At 68.5% G+C, this 20731-nt stretch carries 20 protein-coding genes; 14 read left to right on the top strand and 6 right to left on the bottom strand.

Going from position 1 to position 20731, the window contains the following annotated elements; genetic code table 11:
- Positions 1 to 27: 27 nt before the first annotated feature.
- The 12 genes from virB5 (at position 28) to E7V67_001520 (ending at position 10942) form a co-directional block, all read left to right on the top strand.
- The gene (virB5, locus tag E7V67_001465; protein ID WUR13801.1) at positions 28 to 750 is read left to right on the top strand and encodes a P-type DNA transfer protein VirB5; all 723 of its coding nucleotides are present in this window, start codon (positions 28 to 30) and stop codon (positions 748 to 750) included.
- A 42-nt stretch (positions 751 to 792) separates the two neighbouring features.
- Positions 793 to 1026, top strand: a complete 234-nt coding sequence (locus E7V67_001470; protein WUR13802.1) for a hypothetical protein — start codon at positions 793 to 795, stop codon at positions 1024 to 1026.
- A gap of 10 nt (positions 1027 to 1036) precedes the next feature.
- Positions 1037 to 2083: a type IV secretion system protein gene (locus tag E7V67_001475; GenBank protein WUR13803.1), complete on the top strand. Its 1047-nt coding sequence runs from the start codon at positions 1037 to 1039 to the stop codon at positions 2081 to 2083.
- Between the two features lie 141 nt (positions 2084 to 2224).
- Positions 2225 to 2416, top strand: coding sequence for a hypothetical protein (locus tag E7V67_001480; GenBank protein WUR13804.1), 192 nt, complete (start codon positions 2225 to 2227; stop codon positions 2414 to 2416).
- Positions 2400 to 3233 (top strand): virB8 family protein, encoded by an 834-nt coding sequence (locus E7V67_001485; GenBank protein WUR13805.1) that lies wholly within the window; start codon positions 2400 to 2402, stop codon positions 3231 to 3233. Before E7V67_001480 ends, E7V67_001485 begins: the two co-directional genes overlap by 17 nt.
- A gap of 9 nt (positions 3234 to 3242) precedes the next feature.
- On the top strand, positions 3243 to 4076 hold the full coding sequence (gene virB9, locus E7V67_001490) for a P-type conjugative transfer protein VirB9 (GenBank protein ID WUR13806.1): 834 nt from the start codon (positions 3243 to 3245) through the stop codon (positions 4074 to 4076).
- Positions 4076 to 5476, top strand: coding sequence for a type IV secretion system protein VirB10 (gene virB10, locus E7V67_001495; GenBank protein ID WUR13807.1), 1401 nt, complete (start codon positions 4076 to 4078; stop codon positions 5474 to 5476). The genes virB9 and virB10 overlap by 1 nt, the downstream gene beginning before the upstream one ends.
- On the top strand, positions 5473 to 6513 hold the full coding sequence (virB11, locus tag E7V67_001500; protein ID WUR13808.1) for a P-type DNA transfer ATPase VirB11: 1041 nt from the start codon (positions 5473 to 5475) through the stop codon (positions 6511 to 6513). Before virB10 ends, virB11 begins: the two co-directional genes overlap by 4 nt.
- On the top strand, positions 6479 to 8734 hold the full coding sequence (locus tag E7V67_001505) for a type IV secretory system conjugative DNA transfer family protein (GenBank protein ID WUR13809.1): 2256 nt from the start codon (positions 6479 to 6481) through the stop codon (positions 8732 to 8734). Before virB11 ends, E7V67_001505 begins: the two co-directional genes overlap by 35 nt.
- On the top strand, positions 8731 to 9246 hold the full coding sequence (locus E7V67_001510; GenBank protein WUR13810.1) for an LPD7 domain-containing protein: 516 nt from the start codon (positions 8731 to 8733) through the stop codon (positions 9244 to 9246). Before E7V67_001505 ends, E7V67_001510 begins: the two co-directional genes overlap by 4 nt.
- Positions 9243 to 10190: a hypothetical protein gene (locus tag E7V67_001515; GenBank protein WUR13811.1), complete on the top strand. Its 948-nt coding sequence runs from the start codon at positions 9243 to 9245 to the stop codon at positions 10188 to 10190. The genes E7V67_001510 and E7V67_001515 overlap by 4 nt, the downstream gene beginning before the upstream one ends.
- The gene (locus tag E7V67_001520) at positions 10187 to 10942 is read left to right on the top strand and encodes a TraX family protein (GenBank protein WUR13812.1); all 756 of its coding nucleotides are present in this window, start codon (positions 10187 to 10189) and stop codon (positions 10940 to 10942) included. Before E7V67_001515 ends, E7V67_001520 begins: the two co-directional genes overlap by 4 nt.
- A gap of 82 nt (positions 10943 to 11024) precedes the next feature.
- Here the strand turns inward: E7V67_001520 and E7V67_001525 are convergent, their stop codons facing one another.
- Positions 11025 to 11255, bottom strand: a complete 231-nt coding sequence (locus E7V67_001525) for a hypothetical protein (GenBank protein ID WUR13813.1) — start codon at positions 11253 to 11255, stop codon at positions 11025 to 11027.
- A 169-nt stretch (positions 11256 to 11424) separates the two neighbouring features.
- Between E7V67_001525 and E7V67_001530 the strand changes: the two genes are divergently transcribed.
- Positions 11425 to 13731, top strand: coding sequence for a penicillin acylase family protein (locus E7V67_001530; protein ID WUR13814.1), 2307 nt, complete (start codon positions 11425 to 11427; stop codon positions 13729 to 13731).
- Here E7V67_001530 and E7V67_001535 read toward each other — a convergent pair.
- The gene (locus tag E7V67_001535; protein WUR13815.1) at positions 13721 to 15760 is read right to left on the bottom strand and encodes a prolyl oligopeptidase family serine peptidase; all 2040 of its coding nucleotides are present in this window, start codon (positions 15758 to 15760) and stop codon (positions 13721 to 13723) included. The two genes, E7V67_001530 and E7V67_001535, sit on opposite strands and share 11 nt — an antisense overlap.
- A 147-nt stretch (positions 15761 to 15907) precedes the next feature.
- Between E7V67_001535 and trbK the strand changes: the two genes are divergently transcribed.
- Complete coding sequence (trbK, locus tag E7V67_001540; GenBank protein WUR13816.1) at positions 15908 to 16117, top strand: entry exclusion lipoprotein TrbK; 210 nt, start codon at positions 15908 to 15910, stop codon at positions 16115 to 16117.
- A gap of 4 nt (positions 16118 to 16121) precedes the next feature.
- On the opposite strand, the gene E7V67_001545 is transcribed toward trbK, so the two are convergent.
- The 4 genes from E7V67_001545 to E7V67_001560 are packed head-to-tail and all read right to left on the bottom strand — an operon-like array spanning position 16122 to position 20611.
- The gene (locus E7V67_001545) at positions 16122 to 18182 is read right to left on the bottom strand and encodes a sodium:solute symporter family protein (GenBank protein ID WUR13817.1); all 2061 of its coding nucleotides are present in this window, start codon (positions 18180 to 18182) and stop codon (positions 16122 to 16124) included.
- Positions 18179 to 18424, bottom strand: a complete 246-nt coding sequence (locus E7V67_001550; GenBank protein WUR16207.1) for a DUF4212 domain-containing protein — start codon at positions 18422 to 18424, stop codon at positions 18179 to 18181. Before E7V67_001550 ends, E7V67_001545 begins: the two co-directional genes overlap by 4 nt.
- Positions 18414 to 19922 carry a sensor histidine kinase N-terminal domain-containing protein gene (locus tag E7V67_001555; GenBank protein WUR13818.1) on the bottom strand — a complete coding sequence of 503 codons (1509 nt, stop codon included), beginning with the start codon at positions 19920 to 19922 and terminating at the stop codon, positions 18414 to 18416. The genes E7V67_001550 and E7V67_001555 overlap by 11 nt, the downstream gene beginning before the upstream one ends.
- The gene (locus E7V67_001560) at positions 19919 to 20611 is read right to left on the bottom strand and encodes a response regulator transcription factor (GenBank protein ID WUR13819.1); all 693 of its coding nucleotides are present in this window, start codon (positions 20609 to 20611) and stop codon (positions 19919 to 19921) included. The genes E7V67_001555 and E7V67_001560 overlap by 4 nt, the downstream gene beginning before the upstream one ends.
- Positions 20612 to 20731 lie beyond the last annotated feature (120 nt).

Consider the following 20731-nt stretch of genomic DNA (forward strand, 5'->3'; position numbering starts at 1 on the left):
GATACGCGCAACCTTCAAGGAGAACAGATGAAACAACTGATCAGGATTTTTCTCATGGCGCTGGCGCTGTTCGGCGCCGGCCAGGCCCGGGCCGGCATTCCCGTGCTCGACGCCTCGAACTTGATTAACACCGGCCTGCAGGTCCAGGCCTGGGCTCAACAGGCGCAACAGATGGTGCAGCAGTACCAGCAGCTGCAGAACCAGTACAACCAGGCCGTGCAGACCTACAACAGCCTGAGCGGCGTGCGCGGTATCCAGGACCTGGTCAACAATCCGGCACTGCGGCGCTACCTGCCCAATGAATGGAACCAGGCGATGAACCTGCTGACCAACCCCGGCAGCTACACCCAGCTGCGCACCAACGTCAACAACATCAAGTCGGCGGCGGAATTCATGGACATCGGGGACACCGCCCTCGATGCGGCCAGCGACGCCGGCCGCTCCTTCGTCGCCTCGCAAAACCAGGTGGCGCTGAACCGGGCGCTGTCGGAAGAGGGCTACAAGCAGGCCAGCGACCGGATCGCCTCGATCCAGACGCTGATCGCCCGCCTCGGCAGCACGCCGGACGCGAAGGACGTGGCCGACCTGCAGGCCCGCATCCAGGGCGAACAGGCGATGGTGCAGAACGAGATGGTCAAGCTGAACGCCCTGGCGCAACTGCAGCAGGCGCAGCGCGACATCCAGCTGCAGCGCTCGCGCGAGATCATCATGCGCGCGACCAAGTCGTCCACCGGCGTACCGCGCTTCTGATCAACCCGCGGCGCCTCTGGCGCCGCATTTGGAGAACCCAGTATGAAACAACTCGCTTTCGCAGGCGCGCTCGCCCTGCTGCTGGCAGGGTGCAGCGACCCCGTGCCCGAAGTGGACGATCCGAAGAAGATCGTCGTCAACGGCACGCCGATGACGCAGAAGGCGTTCGTCGACCAGTATTGCGCCGACAAGGCCGAGCACCCGACCTGCGTCAAGGTGCGCCGGGCGATGGTGGCCGGCGCCACCCGCAGCAGCGACGGCATTCCCCGCTTCTGACGGATAGACCATGGCGGCGCCCAGCGAATTTCATTTTTACGAGGACATGTTCAGCGACCTGACGGACGCGCTGGACACGTACATCTCGTCTGTCGGTACCGAGATCATCGATTCGATCAGCGGCGTCGCCTACTCGATGCTGATGATCTACATGATGTTATGGGGCTGGACGACGATGCGCGGGATGATTTCCGAGCCGATCACGGACGGCCTGGCGCGCATCGTGCGGCTTGCCGTCATCGTCGGCGTTGCGCTGAACCTGGGCCGCTACCAGACCTACGTGTCGAACTTCCTGTGGGACGCGCCGGAAGCGATGGCGGGCATCATCGCGGCGGGCTTCGACGACGCCGCGGCCAATGTGCAGTATCTGGACATCCTGATGTCGCAGCTGTACGACATCGGCAATGCCTACTGGCAGACGGCCGTGTCCAGCGGCGGCTGGATACCGGACCTCGGCATGATCGCCGTGGCGCTGCTGGTCTGGATCGGCGGCCTGGCCGCCACCGGGTTTGCCGCTTTCCTGCTGGCGCTGTCGAAAATGGCCCTGGCCGTGCTGCTGGCGCTCGGCCCCATCTTCGTGCTGCTGCTGATCTTCGAGGGCACCAAGAAATTCTTCGAGGCGTGGCTGGCGCAAGCGCTCAACTACGTGTTCCTGATCGTGCTGACAGCGGCGGCCGTGAAGCTGGTGATGACCATCATCGAGTCCTACCTGGACGTGTCGGCGGCCGGCATCATCGCCAGTCCGACCATCGACAAGGCCTTGCCCGCGCTGGTGTTCTGCCTGATCAGCGCGCTGCTGATGGCGCAATTGCCGACGATCGCCTCGGCGCTGGGTGGCGGCGCGGCGGTCAGCACGCTGGGCGCGGTGGGCTGGGCATACAGCAAGGCGGCCGGCACGGCGACCGGTGCGATGGCGGCGATGCGGCCCACCAACGCGCGCAAGTCGCTGAACCGGCTGAAGGCCGACTACCGCATCACGAAGAGCGCGATCACGGCCGCGCCCAGTGTACCGGGTGCCGTGTATCGCAAGATCACGGGAGCCGGCAGGAAAAGTTAAACAGGGAGTGTGCAGGGCGGTGGTTTTCCGCGCGGGCGGACACCGCTCCTTTTTTGCGCCCTGAAAAAGCAGGATGGCGGTATTTGCACTGCAAAACCGTCGAAAAACGTAGTCACGATGAACGAAAACGAAGGAGTTTCCATGCGTTTCACACTCGGTTCGGTGGCCCTCTGCCTGTTGGCTGGGTGCTCGCTCAACCCGCCCAAGCCGCCGCAGTGCGAAGGCGAATTCCGTCCCGTCAACGCGCAGCCCGGCCAGGCCGCGCTGCCGATGAATACCGCCGACAGCCTGGCGCTGTGCATGAAGGGAGCCGGCCATGGCCACCAAAGTTGAGAAGAACGATTTCAAGAAATACCTGGGCGAAGCCCGTTCCTGGGAAACCAACCGGCTGCTGGAGGCGGAGAAGTCGAAGCGGCTGGCCTGGATGGTCGCGATGCTCGCGGGCGGGCTGGCGATCGTGTCGGTCGTCGCCATCGCCGGCATGACACCGCTCAAGCGTACCGAGCTGCGCATCGTCCGGGTCGACAACTCGACCGGCCGCGTGGACGTCATCAGCGAGATCCCGAACGCGAGAAGCTCGTATGGCGAGGCGCTCGACAAATACTGGGCCGGCCAGTACGTGCTGTACCGCGAAGGCTATTCGCGCGAGCTGGCCGAGGACTACTACAACAAGGTGGGCCTGCTGAGCGGCAGTACCGAACAGCGCCGCTATGCCGAGTTCTTCGCGCCGAAGAATCCGCAGTCGCCGCTGAACGTGTACGGCACCAGCGCGCGCGTGAAGATCCACATCAAGGGCCAGTCCTTCATCAAGAGCAATGTGCTGCTGGTGCGCTACTGGAAGGAAGTGGAGCGCGGCGCGTCCGAGCGGCCGGCCGTGTCGCACTGGGCGGCGACGGTCGTGTTCCGCTACTCGGGCGCGCCCATGGCCGAGCGCGATCGCGACATCAATCCGGTCGGTTTCCAGGTCACGGAGTACCGCAACGACCCGGATTCCGAACCGGTGCGCGAGTCGACGCCCACCGTGATGAGCCAGGCCGCGCCCGCGCCAGCGCCCGCGCCGGCGGAGCTGCCCACGGTACTGCCTGGCGTGCCGCCGCGCGCGCAGGCGCAGGTGCCGGCGATCGCGCCGGCCAACCCGGCCGTGCGATAAGGAGGCGCCATGAAACGACTCGTTTTGATCGCGCTGTTCCTGCCCACGCTGGCGCTGGCCGAGCTGACGCCGCCGAAAGGCGCGTTCGACAGCCGGGTGCGCGTGGTCGACTACAACCCGGCCGACGTCGTGCGGCTCAGCACCTTCTACGGCGTCTCCACCCACGTGCAGTTCGCCGACAAGGAAACCATCAAGGACGTGGCGGTGGGCGACGTCGAAGCCTGGGAGATCATCCCGCGCGGCACCCACCTGTTCATCAAGCCCAAAGCGCACAAGGCGGACACCAACGTGACGGTGGTGACGGACAAACGCGTCTACCAGTTCGCGCTGGTGGTGCAACCGCGCAAGGTGCGCGATGACACGGCCTGGCGCGACCCGAACCTGGTGTTCTCGCTGTCGTTCCGCTATCCGGACGACGACGCGGCCAAGGCGACCGCGCTGGCGACCGCGGCGGAAAACAAGGCCGTGCAGAAGGACCTGCAGGGTCGCATGACCGAGGCCAAGAAGCGCGACGAAAACAACGATTACTGGGTGGCCGGGTCGCCCGAAGTCAGCCCGACGGCGGCGCGCGACGACGGCCGCTTCATCTACCTGACGTTCAGCCGCAACCGCGACATGCCGGCCGTCTACGCGGTGGACAAGGACGGTGCCGAATCCCTCATCAATACCAATGTGGAGGGCAACGCGATCGTCGTGCAGCGCATGGTGCGCAAGCTGATCCTGCGCAAGGGCAAGGCGGTGGCCTGCGTCATCAACAAGAGTTTCGACCTGGACGGCGGCAGCGACAACACCTCCGGCACGGTCGCGCCGGACGTCGAACGGGTCATCAAGGGAGCGCAGTAATGGGGATATTCGACAAGCTGAAAGGCATCAGGAAGAAGCCGGCGCCGCAACGCCCGGACGATGAACCGGCGGACGACCTGCCCGACCTGGAAGCGATGGAGGCGATGGAGCCCGAGCCGACGCTGGCCCAGGCGGCGCGGGCTTCGCACGGCCAGCGCGGCCGCGAGCAGGACAGCGCGGTGCAGGAGCAGTTCGAGTCGGAAGGCCTGCCGTCGGTCAACCGCCGGCGCGCCAGCAACAAGGTCGTCAACGTGCTGGGCCTGTTCGTGATCGTGGCCATCGGCGCCGCGATGATCGTGGCCGTCAACGGCAAGAAGACGCCCGAGCGCAAGAGGGTCGAGCCGGCCGACAAGGTCGCCAACACGCTGCCGCCGCTGGCGGTGCCGCCACCGCCGCCACCGATCCAGACCGTGTCGATGCCGATGGGGCCTGCGGGACCGGTGCCTGGCGGCCTGTCGACGACGCCGCCGCCGGCGGCGGGTCCGTCCGGCCAGTCGTTCCCGGTCGCCGTGCAGCGCGCCGCCAGCGGCAAGGGGCCGGAGGATTGGGCCGACCGCAAGCGCAGCGGCTCGCTGCTGGTCGAGCAGGGCATGGGCGGCATGGGCGCTCAGGGTGGCCAAGGCGGCCAGGGCGGCCAGGGCGCGGGACGGCCGCCGGCCGGTCTGCCGGGCCTGGCCGGCCTGTTCCCCGGCATGATGCCCGGCGCCGGTGCCGGTGCCGGGGTGGCGCCGACCGGCGGCGACAACGGTACTGGCGGCGGCCGCAACGAACTGGCGTCGCGCCTGGAACCGGCGGAGCTGAAGGGCGCTTCGGCCGGCTTGCTGCCCGACCGGAACTTCCTGATCACCAAGGGGACGGCGCTCGACTGCGCGCTCGAGACGGCGATCGACACGACCTTGCCGGGCATCCTGACCTGCCGCATCACGCGCGACGTCTATTCCGACAATGGCCAGGTGCTGCTGCTGGAACGCGGCACCCAGCTGGTGGGCGAACAGCAGGGCAACGTCAAGCACGGCCAGGCGCGCGTGTTCGCACTGTGGTCGCGCGCCAAGACGCCGCAGGGCGTGATCATCAACATGAATTCGCCTGGTACGGATGCGCTCGGCCGCAGCGGCCTGGAAGGCTGGGTCGATCATCACTTCCTCGACCGCTTCGGCGCGGCGATCCTGATGACGTTCATCCAGGAGTCGATGGAGGTGCTGGTGGCGAGACAGCGCGACGGCGACACGATCAGCCTGGGCGGCAGCGGCATGGCCGGCTCGCAGGTGGTGGAGAAGATCCTCGAGAGCACCGTCAACATCCCGCCGACAATCATCAAGAACCAGGGCGACCATATCCAGGTGATGGTGGCGCGCGACCTCGATTTCTCCAGCGTGTACGGGTTGCGGAGAAGCCGATGAACGCACCCGAACACAGCCTGCGCCGGCCGCGCACCGATGGCGGCGATAATCCGGACATGCTGTACGCCTACATGGCACCGCTGCGGCCCTGGCTGCTGGAGGACGGCATCACCGAGCTCGTCATCAACCGGCCCGGCGAGGTCTGGGTGGAGCGCCGCAGCGGCTGGGAGGTGTACGACGCGCCGGAGATGACGTTTGCCGCCTGCATGCAGCTGGCCCGGCTGATCGCCAACTTCAACGGCAAGGCGATCAGCGCCGAGAAGCCCGTGCTGTCGGCCAGCCTGATCTATGGCGAACGGGCCCAGGTCGTCATCCCGCCGGCGTGCGAGGACGGCACCGTGTCGCTGACGATCCGCAAGCCCAGCGTGCTGGACAAGACGCTGGACGAGCTCAATGCGGAAGGCTCGTTCGACGAGTGCAAGCTGGTCAGCGAAGGACTGGCCCCGTTCGAGCGCGAGCTGCTGGCGCTGAAGGAAAATCGCCGCATCAAGGAATTCCTCGACCTGGCAGTGCGCAAGCGGCGCAACATCCTCGTCGTCGGCAAGACCGGTTCGGGCAAGACCACGCTCAGCAAGAGCCTGATCCGCAGCATCCCGGCCGACGAGCGCCTGATCACGATCGAGGACGTGCACGAGATGTTCCTGCAGCACCACCCGAACAAGGTGCACCTGTTCTATTCGCGCGAGGACGAGGGCGGCGCCAAGGTGTCGCCCAAGCAGGCGCTGGCCTCGTGCCTGCGGATGAAGCCGGACCGCATCCTGCTGGCCGAGCTGCGCGGCGACGAAGCCTGGGAATTCATCAAGTCGATCAACACGGGCCACCCGGGGTCGATCAGCACGATGCACGCCAATGGCGCGATGGAAGCGTTCGAGCAGCTGACCGCCCTGATCAAGGACTCGCGCACGGGCGCGCACCTGGACAGCGACTACATCAAGCACCGCCTGTTCACGACGCTGGACGTCATCCTGTTCTACGACAAGTACAAGCTCAAGGAGATCTACTATGACCCCGAGTTCAAGCGGCAGCAGATGGCTTAGGCCGGCGCTGCTCGCGGTCGGGCTGGCCGGCCTGGGCGTGGTGTGGGCCTGGCTGGCCGGCGCCTTGTTCATGGTGATGCACGGGCACGGGTTCGCGCAGGCGACGCCGTTGACCTTGTACCAGTACTGGGCCTGGTACGGTGCGGATGCGGGCGTGCGGCGCTGGCTGTACGGCTGCGCCGCCGTGACGCTCGTGGTACTGGCCGTGCCGCTGCTCCTGCTGCTGCGTAAGCGCGTGCAGCGCAGCCTGTTCGGCGACGCCCGCTTCGCCGAGCCGCGCGACGTGCGCCGCGCCGGCCTGCTGGGCGAGCGCGGCATTCTGGTCGGCCAGTACAAGGGCTCCTACCTGATGTTCGGCGGCAGCCAGCACGTCATCATGTCCGCGCCCACCCGCAGTGGCAAGGGCGTGGGCATCGTCATTCCCAACCTGCTGACGTGGCACGACAGCGTTGTCGTGCTTGACATCAAGCAGGAAAACCACGGCATCACGAGCGGCTTCCGGCGCAAGCACGGCCAGCAGTGCTTCCTGTTCAACCCGGCGGCGGCAGACTACCGCTCGCATCGCTACAACCCGCTGGCCTACGTCAGCAGCGATCCGCACTTCCGCATCGACGACGTGCAGAAGATCGCCGGCATGCTGTTCCCGGACGAGCCGGGCGTCGACCCGATCTGGACGGCGACGCCGCGCGCGCTGTTCCTCGGCATCGTGCTGATGCTGCTGGAAACGCCGGGCAAGCTCGTCACGCTGGGGCAGGTGCTGCGCGAGACGCTGGTGGACGGCGACGGCGCCGCCTACTTCGGCGCCATCGTGCAGGCGCGCCGCCTGGGCCAGCGCATCGCCACGGCGAATGCCGCCACCGCGGCAGACCAGGCCCGGCGCGACGCCGATGCGGTGCTGGCCGACCGCGCCCGGCCGCCCGAACAGCATCCCGTGATGACGGAGATGGCCCTGTGGGTGCGGCTGAGCCCGGCCTACCGGGATGCCCTGGCGCAGCACGTCGACACGCTGCGCCGGCACGCGCCGCGCACGCCTGACCTGGTGGCGCTGGCGCTGGCGATGCCGGCGGACGTGGCGGCGGCCCGCGTCGGCACGGCGCTGTCGCCGGCCTGCGAACGGGCCTTGAATTCCTACCTGTCGATCTCGGCCGACACGACGCGCAGCGGCATCATCACCAGTTTCCGCTCGCGCCTGGAGCTGTGGTACAACCCGCTGGTCGATGCCGCGACCAGTGCCAACGACTTCGACCTGCGCGAGCTGCGCAGCAAGCGCATGTCGATCTACCTCGGGGTCACGCCGGACAACCTGGATCGCATGGCGCCGCTGCTGAACCTGTTCTTCCAGCAGATGATCGACCTGAACACGCGCCAGCTGCCCGAGCACAACGCGGCGCTGAAATACCAGTGCCTGATCGTGGCGGACGAATTCACGGCCATGGGCAAGATCCAGGTGCTGTCGAAGGGCATCAGCTACATCGCCGGCTACGGCCTGCGCATGCTGCCCATCATCCAGAGCCCGATGCAGGTGGTGGAGGTGTACGGCGAGCATGCCGCCGAGACCTTCACGACCAACCACGCGCTGCAGATCGTGTTCCCGCCCAAGGCTTCCGAGACCAGGACGGCGGAGGCGATCTCGAAATGGCTGGGCGACCAGACGGTCAAGGCCGTGTCCGAATCGAAGCGCAAGGCCATGTTCGCGCGGCGCGAACGCTCCGAAAGCGTCTCCGAACAGCGGCGCGCGCTGATGCTGCCGCAGGAGATCACCAGCCTGGGCAAGGGTGCGGAGCTGGTCATCGTCGAGGACTGCCCGCCGATCCTGGCGCAGCGCGTGCGCTACTACCAGGACCCCGTTTTCGTCGACCGGCTGAAAAGCGTGGCGCCGTCGCTGGGCAAGCTGGGGCGCCGGTTGCCGACCGAGGACGAACTGAAAAACGCGGCCCGCCAGGGCGAGCTGGCCGCGCCGGTGCCCCTGGTCGACGTGGCCGCGCACCAGCAACTGCTGGCCGCCAGCGAGGTTGCACCGCCGCCCGCCGCCGTGCCCAGGCAGCTGCACGTGGACGAGCGGCCCGTCACGGCACTCGAGGTGGACGAACTGGCCGCACGCGACCTGCGCGACTTCGCGGTCGACTTCACGCCCGTGCCGCCACCGGCCGGCGAGCTGGACGAGGCGGCACTGCTGGCCTATGCCGACAGCCTGTGCCGCGAGGCGGGGATCCTGGCATGAGGGCGCCGCCGACGAATGCGATCGTGTCGGACGAGATCTTCGCGGCCGCCCCGGCCGGCAAGGGCACCGACGACGCCGCGCCGCTGCGCGACCGCGGCAGCCGGCTGGAAACGCGCTCGGACAGCGCCCAGGTGGCCGACACATTGGTCGCGATGGCGCACGCGCGCGGCTGGGACGACATCCGCGTCACCGGCAGCGCCGCCTTCTGCCGCGAAGTCTGGCTGGAGGCCGAGGCGCATGGCATGCATGTGCGCGGCTACGTACCGAACCGGGCCGACCAGGCCGAACTGGCCCGGCGCCGCCATGAACCGAAGGAGCGGCCCGTGCCGGACGACCTGCGCGCGGCCATCGAAGCGATCGACCGGCAGGCCACCGCCGACGGCCTGACGCCGGAGCAGCGCGCCATCGTCATGGCGCGCGTGCGGTGCCGCGCCCACCAACCATCGACACAGGAGACAGCGTCCCCCATGATCCGCAACCACCATGAACCCGAACGGGAGATCACGCGATGAAGCCCATGATCCTGTCCGCCCTGGCGCTGGCCGCCCTGCTGGGCGGCTGTGCCGGCCTGGCGCCGGACGGCGCGGCCCGCACGCCCGTCAGCGCCGACTACGAAGCGATCGGCGACACGGCCGGCGTACGTGCGTTCGTCTACGGCCGGCGCACGGTGCTGGAGGTGGACGGCCACCTGTTCTGGCTGGCCATCCACGACGCCAGCGGCGCGCCGGTCGCCTACGAGCGCGAGGGCCGCTATTACCGCCTGCCGCGCAAGCTCGACAACTTCACGGTGCGGGTCAACACGCGCGTGCTGTCGTTCCATGCCCGCCCGGCGGCGGCGCGTCCCGCGCCCGCGGCGCCGGCGCCGGCCCGCGCCGCGGCGGTCCCGGCAGCCCCTGCGCGGGCCGTGCTGGCCGAGCCGGTTGGACTGACGCCGGACCGCGAGCTGGCCGCGCTGATGACATTGTCGGCGGCCCAGGCCGAGGAGCTCAGGGATGCGATCGCGGCCGAAGGCGACACGGCCGAGGCGCGCCAGCTGCTGGCCCGCCTCGAGCGTGTCGAGCGCCGGCTGGCCAGTGCCGCCGCGGTGCTCGTGCGGGTGCAGTTCGACACGCACGCCACCGGCTTCGATCCCGATCCGGCGCTGGCCCGGCCGCTGGTGGCGGCGGCGCGCGTGGCCGAGCGCGTCAACGTGCGCGGACGCACCGATGCGCGCGTGCCCGGCGCCGCCGATCCCCGTATCGCGCTGGCGCGCGCCTTGGCGGCGCGCACGTATCTCGTCGAGCGCGGCGTCGAGCCCGGCAAGATCCGCGTGTTCGCACAACCGGCGGGCGACTTCATCGCGCCCTCCCGCAGCGAACCCGGCCGGGCGCTGAACCGGCGCGTGGAGATCGAGCTGGTCACACGCGGCCTGGCCGGGCAAGCGGCCGTACCGCGCACGGCGGGAAGCGCTTCGTGAGCCGGCGCCAGGGCGCGACGGCGGCGCGGCAGCGCCAGGTACGTGCGGCGGCCGTGACGCCGCCGCCGGCAGCGGCCACGCCACCGCTGCGGATAGCATCGGGCACGCTGGAAGCGCTGAAATGGCTGGGCGTCGTGCTGATGACCTTGGACCACGTCAACAAGTTCGTACTGCATTACCAGTTTCCGGCACTGTTCGCGCTGGGCCGCGTGGCGATGCCGCTGTTCGTGTTCGTGCTGTGCTATAACCTGGCGCGGCCGGAAGTGCTGGCGGGTGGCGCGCTGCGCCGCATGTGTGTCCGGCTGGCGCTGTTCGGCACCATCGCCTCGGTGCCCTTCATCGGGTTCGGCCAGGTGATCCAGGGGTGGTGGCCGCTGAACATCCTGTTCACCCTGCTGGTGGCGACCATGCTGATCGGCTTGCTGGCGCAGCGCGCGCAGTTGTGCACGGTAGCTGCCGTGGTGCTGTTCGTGGTGGGTGGCGCGCTGGTCGAATACTGGTGGTTCGCGCTGGCCTTCGCCATCGCCTGCTGGCTGTACTGCCGCCAGCCGGATCGCCTGCGCCTGGGCGTGCTGCTGGCCTGCTGCGGCGGGTTATGGTGGGCCAATCACAGCCTGTGGCATCTTGCCGCGCTGCCGCTGATCCTGGGCGCGCCGCGGGTGCGCCTCGACCTGCCGAGGGCGGGACGGCTGTTCTACTGGTACTACCCGGCGCACCTGGCCGTGTTGTGGCTGGTGGTCCGGGCCACCTGAGCCGGCGACAGCTCAGGCTTCCGCCGGAAAGTCGGGCCCGTCACCGCGGGTCCGGCCAGGCGGCGAGAAGTCCCCAACTCTGTCACCCGACCCCGGCCGAATTCGCGTCGGTTTTGCTGCCCCGCGTGTAGCGCCAGGTCAGCAGCAGCACGTAGCCGATGCCCAGCACGGCGGCTGCCAGCGCGGCGGCCGCGGACAGGGCGTCGAAATAGCCCAGGATCAGCGCCAGCAGCACCACCACTGCGCACACGATGCCTGCCAGTTGCCAGTGCAGTGCCGGCCACAACGCAGCCTTGTCTCCGTCGTTTCGCATACCAGCCTCCTTGCCGCCATTCGATACCGCCATGATCGCGCCGATGGCCGAATCCGGCGCGCACGTTTCCTCCCGTGCAAGCCTGACCTTCATGCGAGCTTCACCCATCGCTCAGTCATGCTTCATGCCGCTCGCGCACGATGGCGGCATTGTCACTGACGGAGCCATGATGAAGCGATCGACCCTCGTAGCCGCGCTGTGCGCGGTCCCCCTGCTGGCCGGTTGTGGCGGCGGCCACGACCAGCCGGCCCCGAAGCCGAAACGCAGCGCCGTGATCCAGCGCACCGCCTTCGGCATTCCCCACATCCAGGCCGACAATGAGGAAAGCCTGGGCTACGGCATCGGCTACGCTTATGCCGAGGACAACTTCTGTCTGCTGGCCAGCGAGGTCGCCACCGTCAGCGGCGAGCGCTCGCGCCATTTCGGCATGGACGCCATGTCGTCCGAGCATCCCGAGATGGCCGTCAACAACCTCGATTCCGACTTTTTCTTCCGTCAATGGAACGACGACGACAGCGTGCAGGGGGCCTGGCAGGCGCAGCCGGCCGAAGTGCAGGCGCTGATGCGCGGCTACGTGGCCGGCGTCAACCGCTACCTGGCGCAGCACGGTGCCGCCGGCCTGCCGCAGGCATGCCGCAACGGCAGCTGGGTGCGGCCGCTGACGGAACGCGACGTGATCCGGCTGATGCGGCGCATCACGATGACCACCATGGCCTGGGTCGGCGATATCGCGACGACCCAGCCGCCCGGCGCCCAGGCGGCCGCGCGCACGCCGGCACGCAGGCGGCTGGCGCCGCGCATCACGGCCAGCAATGCGGTGGCCGTGGGTGCCGAGGCCAGCGCCCACGGCGGCGGCCTGCTGCTGGGGCAGCCGCACCTGCCGTGGGACGAAACCCAGCGCTTCTACCAGCTGCACCTGACGATCCCCGGCAAGCTGGACGTGATGGGTGCGACCTTGCCTGGTCTGCCGGTCGTGGCGATCGGCTTCACGCCGCAATTCGCCTGGACCCACACGACCGACACCGCGGCGCACGCCACCGTCTACGCGCTCAAGCTGGACCCGGCCGATCCGACCCGCTACCTGGTCGACGGCCAGTCTCGCCCGCTGCTGCGCCGCACGATCAGCGTGCCGGTCAAGCTGGCCGACGGCAGCCTGGGCACGCGCAGCCGCACGTTGTACAGCACGGCAGACGGACCCCTGATCAGCTCCGGCGAGACGCTGGCGTGGACTGGCACGACCGCCTACGTGCTGCGCGACGCCAACGCCGTCAATCACCGCGCCATGACGCAGTGGTACCGCATGAACGTGGCACGCTCGCTGGCTGAACTGAAGGAGGCCAACCTGCAACTGGCCGGCAACCCCTGGAACAACACGATCGCCGTCGATCGCGCCGGCAACACGCTGATGATGGACGTGACGCCCGTCGCCAACCTGCCGGACGAGGTACTGGAAGGCTGCCTCGTGCCCGAACTGGCGCAACTGGCGGACGGCGGCATGTTCGTGCTGGACGGCAGTCGGACCGCCTGCGCCTGGCGCGAAGAAGCCGGCGCACCGCAGGCGGGCACTGTGCCGCCGCGCCGCCTGCCGCTGCTGGAGCGGCGCGACTACGTGCAGAACGCCAACGACAGCGCGTGGCTGAGCAACCCGGCCGCGCCGCTGACGGGCTTTTCGCCGCTGGTCTCGCGCGACGGTATCCCGCAGGGGGCGCGCACGCGGCTGGCGCTGTCGGCGCTGCAGGCGCGTCTGCGCAACGGCAAGCTGACGGCGGACGACCTGCGCGCCATGGCGCTGGACGACAAGGTCTACCTGGCCGGCCTGGTCTTGCCGGACGTGCGCGCATGGTGCGGCACCGCGGCCGTGACCGCCGAGCTGCGGACGGGCTGCGCGGCATTGTCGTCTTGGTCGGGCGATGCGGGCTACGATGCCAATGCCGGCCTGCCATACTTCGCGGCGATGCTGGGCGAGGGGCCCGCGCAGGAAAGCGCCTGGCTGGTGCCGTTCGACCCGCGTGACCCCGTCAACACGCCGCGTACCCTGAACTACCGCGACGCGGACGTGGCGCAAGCGCTGGCCACGAGCCTGACACGCAAGGTGCGCGAATTCGGCGCCGCCGGCATCGCGGCCAATGCGAAACTGGGCGACTTCCAGGTCAGCCGGCGCGGCGGCACCACGCTGCCGATCCACGGCGGCCCGGGCGAACTGGGCATCTTCAACACCATCGACGTGACGCGTGCGCCGCGCGACGGGCGCTACGAGGTAACCGGCGGCACCAGCTACGTGCAAGTGGTGCAACTGGGCGCCGGCGGCCCGCGCGCGCAGGCGCTGCTGGCTTATTCGCAGTCGAGCGATCCGGCTTCGCCGCACCACCTGGACCAGACCCGGCGCCTGGTCGAACGCCAGTGGGTGACGCTGCCGTTCACGGCGGCCGAGATCGCCGCCGATCCCGCGCTGCGCCGGCAGGAGATCAAGGAGTAGAAGCCTTGCGGCCGGCGCCGATGTGGCGGTCGAGGAAGCGTTCCACGCGCGTCCAGAAGTCGATGCGGTTCTTCGGCAGCGACCAGCCGTGGCCCTCGTCGTCGTATTCGATCCACTCGACGTCCTTGTTGCCGGCCTTGACGGCATCGCGGAAGCGGGTGCCGTGGATCAGCGGCACCCGTTCGTCCGCGCCGCCGTAGGCCAGCAGCAGCGGCTGGCGGATGCGCGCGGCCTGCAGCAGCGGCGACGTGGCCTTCAGCTGCTCGGCATCCTTGACCGGATCGCCGATCAGCTGCGGCATGCCGTACTGCTTGAATTCCTCCGGCACGTCCGACGCGTAGCGCCAGTGGCCGGTGTACATCAGGTTGATGTCCGTGACGCCGGCCCATCCGACGCCGCAGCGGTACAGGTCGGGGTCGCGGATCAGTCCCATCAGGGTGGCATAGCCGCCATAGCTGGCGCCGGCGATGCAGACGCGCGCAGGGTCGGCATAGCCCTGGGCGATGGCCCAGCGCGTGCCGTCGGCGATATCGTCCTGCATGGCCAGGCCCCATTGCTTCAGGCCACGCGTGAAGTGCTGGCGGCCATAACCCGTGCTGCCGCGGAACTCGGGCTCCAGCACGGCGTAGCCGCGCGAGGCCAGGAACTGCACCTGCGGGTTCCAGCGCCAGTAGGTGCCGCGCACGTACGGCCCGCCATGCACCAGCACGACCAGCGGCAGGTTTTTCGGCACCGGCGCCGCCCCCGGCTGGTTGGCGGCGACGCCGGGCGGCAAGGTCAGCATCGCCGGGATCTTCAGGCCGTCACGCGCCGTGTAGGTAACGAAGGTCTGGCGCCCCATCTGCTTCGCCTGGATCTCCTTGTGCGCCTGGCCCACGTAGTCCAGCTTGCGCGTGGTCGTGTCGTAGATGAAGTAGACGCTCGGCTGCACGTCGGAATAGGCCGTGACGAGCAGGTACGGCGTATCCGGCCGGCGCGGCACGCTGATCAGGTTCGCGGTGCCGGGCAGCTTGGCGTCGATGTCGGCCTGGATGGCCTTGAACGTGGGGTCGAACCAGGCCGTGTCGAGCGCGTCGCCCTGGTAGCGCACGCCCAGCAGGCGCGTGGCATCGGCGACCAGGTGGCCGGAGAAATCGAAGCCGTCCACGCGCAGCACGGGCGTGGTGCCGAGCGTGCCGGTGCGCAGGTCGACCTTGTAGATCGCGGCGTGGTCGGCCCCTTGCCAGGCGCGCGCATACAGCGTGCCGTCCGGGCCGAAGCCCAGTGGCTCGAAGGCGTCCTTGTCGGTCACGTAGGCGTCGAACGTGGTCAGCACGCGCCATTTGCCGGTTTCGCGGTCGCGCAGCCAGATCGACACCTTGCCCTTGTCGCTCGACTGGGCCAGGCGCGGTTCGCCGTCGTTGTCGAGCATCCAGTCGGTCGGCGTGAACGGCACGTTGACGTGGCTGGTCGTGCCGGTCGCCACGTTCAGGCGCAGCAGGTCGACGGAGTGGACGGCGTGGCCGCGAAAGCCAATGTCGCGCACGTACACGTAGTCGGAATCCTGCTTGCCCGTCTCGTCCATCATGTAGGTGTGCCAGGGCAGCATGTCCTGGCGGCTGCCGTCGCGGATGAAGTAGCCGCGCCGCTCCGCCAGCTGGCGGAACTTGGTGCCGTCGTGCCGTACCGTGTACAGGCCGGGCGCGAAGTCCATGGCGCCGAAGGCGATCTGCTTGTCGGTCGTGTCGAACAGCAGCCGCTCGTCGTTGACCCACTGGACCGTGCCGATATCGGCATCGGCGAAGCCCGCCACCACCCGGGCGGATTTGTCCGTCAGGTCGACCACGGCCAGGGCGTCGCGGCCGGTCTTGCCGTCCACTTTCGCTGCCAGGTAGCGGCCGCTGGGCGACAGCACGCCGCCGGTGAAGGCCGGGTTGGAAAAGAAGGCGGCGGCGGGCGGCGCTGCCGCGGCCGGCGCGGTCTGCGCTGCTGCGCCGGTGGTCAGGAAGGCGCACAGCAGGCTGGCGCAAAGAAGGGAAACGGCACGCATCGCGATGACAATATAAGAGTGGGCGCACAAGTTAGCATATTTGCCAGCCGGAATTTCTCACCGATTGTCACACCGGCTGACATGCGTTGCCGGCACGCGACGTTACGGCTACACTGCGGCCGTCCCCCCTCATACTGGAATTTCGCCATGAATACCTATCCCACCCTTGCGCTGCTGTGCGCCAGCGCCATCCTCACCGTTGCCTGCAGCGGCAAGGTCGATCCGCAACTGACGGCCGACCAGATGACCCTGAGCGACGCCACCTGCGCCCAGGGCGAAATCGACAAGATCGCCGACGAAGCCGTACGCAAGGCCTTCGCGGCCCGTTGCGCGCGCCGCGTCACCGCCGCGCAGTAAGCCGCTAGCGCGCCGCGTCCTCGGGCCGGCGCACGTGTTCGACGAAGGCGCGGCTGTGCGCGTCCGGCGCGGGCGTCAGCAGGCTGACGAGCACCAGCGCCGCCAGGCCGGCTGGCACGCCGAACACGCCGGCGGAAATCGGCGCGATGTGGAACCATTGCGCCGCCGCGCTGCCGCCCAGCACCGGGTTGGTGTGCAGCATGTAGAACTGGCAGACGGCGAAACCGGTCGCCATGCCGGCCAGTGCGCCATACTGGTTGGCGCGGCGCCAGAACACGCCCATCACCAGCGCCGGGAACAAGGTGGACGCGGCCAGCGAGAACGCCGCCCCCACCAGGGACAGGATGTCGCCCGGCTTGGTCGACGCCGAATACGCGGCCACGAAGGCCACGCCCAGCAGGATCAGTTTCGAGATCGTCACGCGCTTCTGCGTCGAGGCCTTTGGGTCGACGATGCGATACCACACGTCGTGCGACAGCGCGTTCGAGATCGCCAGCAGCAGGCCGTCCGCCGTGGACAGCGCGGCAGCCAGGCCGCCGGCCGCCACCAGGCCGGAAATCACGTACGGCAGGCCGGCGATTTCCGGCGTGGCCAGCACCAGCACGTCGCCGTCGATGGCGATTTCGGCCAGCTGCACGATGCCGTCGCCGTTGACGTCCATGATGCTGATCAGCGGATTGGCGCGGTCCACGTTGGCCCAGTACGAGACCCAGGTGGGCAGGTGGGCGAAGTCGCTGCCGACCAGCGCCGTGTAGACGTCGTACTTGACCAGCACCGCCAGCGCGGGAATGGTCAGGTAGATCAGCAGGATGAAGAACAGCGTCCAGAACACCGAGCGGCGGGTCTCGTCCACCGAGGGCGTGGTGTAGGAGCGCATCAGGATGTGGGGCAGGGCGGCCGTGCCCAGCATCATGCAGAACGCCAGCGCCAGGAAGTTGTTGCGCTTGATGTCCGAGGCCTCGCGCGTCGGGCCGGGGAAGGGCGCGGCGTGCGGCGTGATGGGGCGGGCACGGGCCAGGTTCTCGTCGCGCAGAGTGGTCCAGGCGGCGATGGCGTCGTCGGCGTTTTTCGGATAGGCGATCAGCGCGCGCTCGGCGCTGCGGATTTCCAGCAGCGAGGCGTTGCGCAGCCTGACCTTGTCCAGTTCATGCTGCAGCGTGGCGCGTCCGGTTTCCCAGGTGCCGGGCAGGCCGTCCAGGCGGCGCTGGTAGTCGGCGGCGCGCTGGCGGAACACGGCGCGCACCTGCGCTTCCTTGTCGTCCGCCATCAGGGCCGCCTCGCGCGCGCTCAGTTGCGGCAGCAGCTTGCCGTAGGCGACTTGCGGCATCGGGTTGCCGCTGTGCTTGGCCGACAGCCACATGGCGGGAATCAGGAAGGCGGCCAGGATGATGATGTACTGCGCCACCTGGGTCCACGTGATGGCGCGCATGCCGCCCAGGAAGGAGCAGACCAGGATGCTGGCCAGGCCCAGGAAGATGCCGACCGAGAAATCGACGCCGGTGAAGCGCGAGGCGATCAGGCCGACGGCGTAGATCTGCGCGACGACATATGTAAACGAGATGACGATGGTGGCGGCCACGGCGCACAGCCGCACGGCGCGCCCGCCCTTGGCGCCGCCGTAGCGCGCGGCCAGGAAGTCGGGGATCGTGTACTGGCCGAAGCGGCGCAGGTAGGGCGCGATCAGGAGCGCCACCAGGCAGTAGCCGCCGGTCCAGCCCATCACATAGGCCAGGCCGTCGAAGCCGTGCAGGTAGAGGCCACCCGCGAGGCTGATGAAGCTGGCCGCCGAGATCCAGTCGGCGGCGGTGGCCATGCCGTTGTACAGGGCCGGCACGCGCCGCCCCGCCACGTAGTACTCGGAGACTTTCGAGGTGCGGCTGACCAGGCCGATGGAGGCGTACAGCACGATGGTGGCGAACATGAACATGTAGCCGATCCACACACGCGGCATGCCTTCCTTTTCCAACGTGGCCAGCGCCACCAGGAACAGGATGAAGGTCAGCGTGAAGTAGCTGTAGTAGCGCGTCAGGCGCTGGAAGAAAGTGCGCGGGGCGGGCCGGGTCACGCGCGCTCCCGGTACTGGCGGTCGAGCCGGCGCATGCGCCAGGCGTAGATGCCGATCAGGGCCAGATACACCAGCGAGGCGCCTTGGGCGGCCAGGTAGAACGACAACGGCCAGCCGAAGATCGTCAGGCCCGCCAGCTCGCGCGCGAAGAACACGGCCAGGAAGCCCGTCAGCAGCCAGGCCAGCAGCAGGATCGTGGTCAGGCGGCGCGTGGCGCGCCAGTGCTGGATGCTATCCAAAATATGGAGTCTCCTCGTCGGGGGCCGCCGCCTGGGGCCGCGGGGGGAACGTCAGGCGGAACAGGCTGCCCGGGTATTTCGGCTGCGTGGCGCGCGGGTTGCTGAAGATGTCGATCTCGGCGCCGTGCTGCTGGGCGATCTCGCGCACGATGGCCAGCCCCAGGCCGCTGCCCTCGACATTGCTGCCCAGGATGCGATAGAAGCGCTCGAACACGTGCAGCCGTTCGGCCGGCGGGATGCCGGGGCCGGTGTCTTCCACTTCCAGGATGGCCGCTTCCGCGCCGGCGCGCACGCGTACCGTCACGCTGCCCTCCGGCGGCGTGTAGCGCAGCGCGTTGTCGATCAGGTTGTTCAGCAGCTCGCGCAGCATGACGGGATTGCCGTCGATTTCCACCTGCTGGTCGGGGCCTTCGAAGCCCAGGTCGATGCGGTGGTTGAACGAGGCCGGCACCCAGTCGCGCACGGCGTTGCGGGCTACATTTGCCAGGTCGAGTGGCGCCAGCGCCGTGCCGGCCTGCGGCTGGTTTTCCGCGCGCGCCAGTGTGAGCAGCTGGTTGACCAGGCGCGTGGCCGCTTCCGAACTCTTGGCCAGCTGTTCCAAGGAGCGGTGGATCTCGTGCTGGTCGGTCTGGCGCAGCGCCAGTTCGGACTGCGTGCGCATGCCGGCCAGCGGCGTCTTCATCTGGTGCGCCGCGTCGGCGATGAAGCGCTTCTGCATGTCGATCGACTGCGCCAGGCGCGCCAGCATCTCGTTCAGGGAGCGTACCAGCGGCGCGATCTCCTCCGGCACCTGGTTCGGCGCGATGGGCGACAGGTCGTCGGACGGGCGCGCACGGATGCGTTCCTGCAGCTCGGCCAGCGGCAGCAGCCCGCGCGACAGCGCGAACCACACCAGTGCCAGCACGACGGGCAGGATGATGAACTGCGGCAGGATCACGCCCTTGATGATCTCGTTGGCGAGCTTGGCGCGCTTTTCCAGCGTCTCGGCCACCTGCACCAGGGCCAGGCGCGGCGGGCGCTCGCTGCTGTCTTCCAGGTTGACGTAGGTGTAGGCCACGCGGATGGGCGTGCCGTGCAGGTTGTCGCCGCGAAAGTGCACGGTGCCGGCCGGCGCGGCGTCGTCCTCCGCCTGCGGCGCGGGGCGCGGCAGGTCGCGGTCGCCGTCCACGTAGCCGCCCTGCGGCCCCAGGATCTGGAAGTAGATGCTGTCGATGTCGTCGGCGCGCAGGATGTCGCGCGCCGAGCCGGGCAGGCGCTGCACCAGCGCGCCATTGACGTCGCGCACCTGCTGCGCCAGCACGGTGACGGAATCCTCCAGCGCATGGTCGAACGGCTGGTTGGCGATCGACTTCGCCACCAGGTACGTGATCGCGATGCTCATCGGCCACAGCAGCAGCAGCGGCGCCAGCATCCAGTCGAGGATCTCGCCGAACAGCGAATGCTGGATCTCGCCTTCTTCCTCGGGCGCGGCTTGCCAGGACTGGTCGGCTTCCCCGCTCACTTGCTTGCGGCCGGGGCCGGGCTGGCGTATTTTTCCAGGCAGTAGCCGAGGCCGCGCACGGTGGCGATGCGGATGCCGCCCGTCTCGATCTTCTTGCGCAGCCGGTGCACGTAGACCTCGATGGCGTTGTTGCTGACCTCTTCGCCCCATTCGCACAGATGGTCGACCAACTGTTCCTTCGACACCAGCCGGCCGGTGCGGGCCAGCAGGATTTCCAGCAGGCCCAGTTCGCGCGCCGACAGGTCCAGCATCTGCTCGTTGATGTAGGCGCTGCGGCCCACCTGGTCGTAGGTCAGGGGGCCATGCTTGACGACGGTCGAGCCGCCGCCCTGGCCGCGCCGGGTCAGGGCGCGCACGCGCGCCTCCAGCTCCGACAGCGCGAAGGGCTTGGCCATGTAATCGTCCGCCCCCAGGTCGAGGCCGTTGACGCGCTGTTCTACCGAGTCGGCCGCCGTCAGGATCAGCACGGGCAGCAGCGAATTGCGCGCGCGCAGGCGGCGCAGCACCTCCAGCCCGGACAGCTTGGGCAGGCCCAGGTCCAGGATCAGCAGGTCGAATTCCTGGGTGGACAGGGCCGTGTCGGCCTCCTGCCCGTTCTTGACGCAATCGATGGCATAGCCGGACTGGCGCAGCGAGCGCGTCAGCCCGTCCGCCAGGACGCTGTCATCTTCGGCTAGTAAAATACGCATGGTGATCCGATCTGCAAGGGTTTCATTTTACTCATATGCGCGGCCTTTTTGCGGCCCGTCGACATGCCGCAAAAAAGCGCAAACGGCGCTTGCAAAAACCACTGGATACATATACAGTAT

The sequence above is a fragment of the [Empedobacter] haloabium genome, from assembly GCA_008011715.2.
Lineage (GTDB): Bacteria > Pseudomonadota > Gammaproteobacteria > Burkholderiales > Burkholderiaceae_D > Rugamonas > Rugamonas haloabia.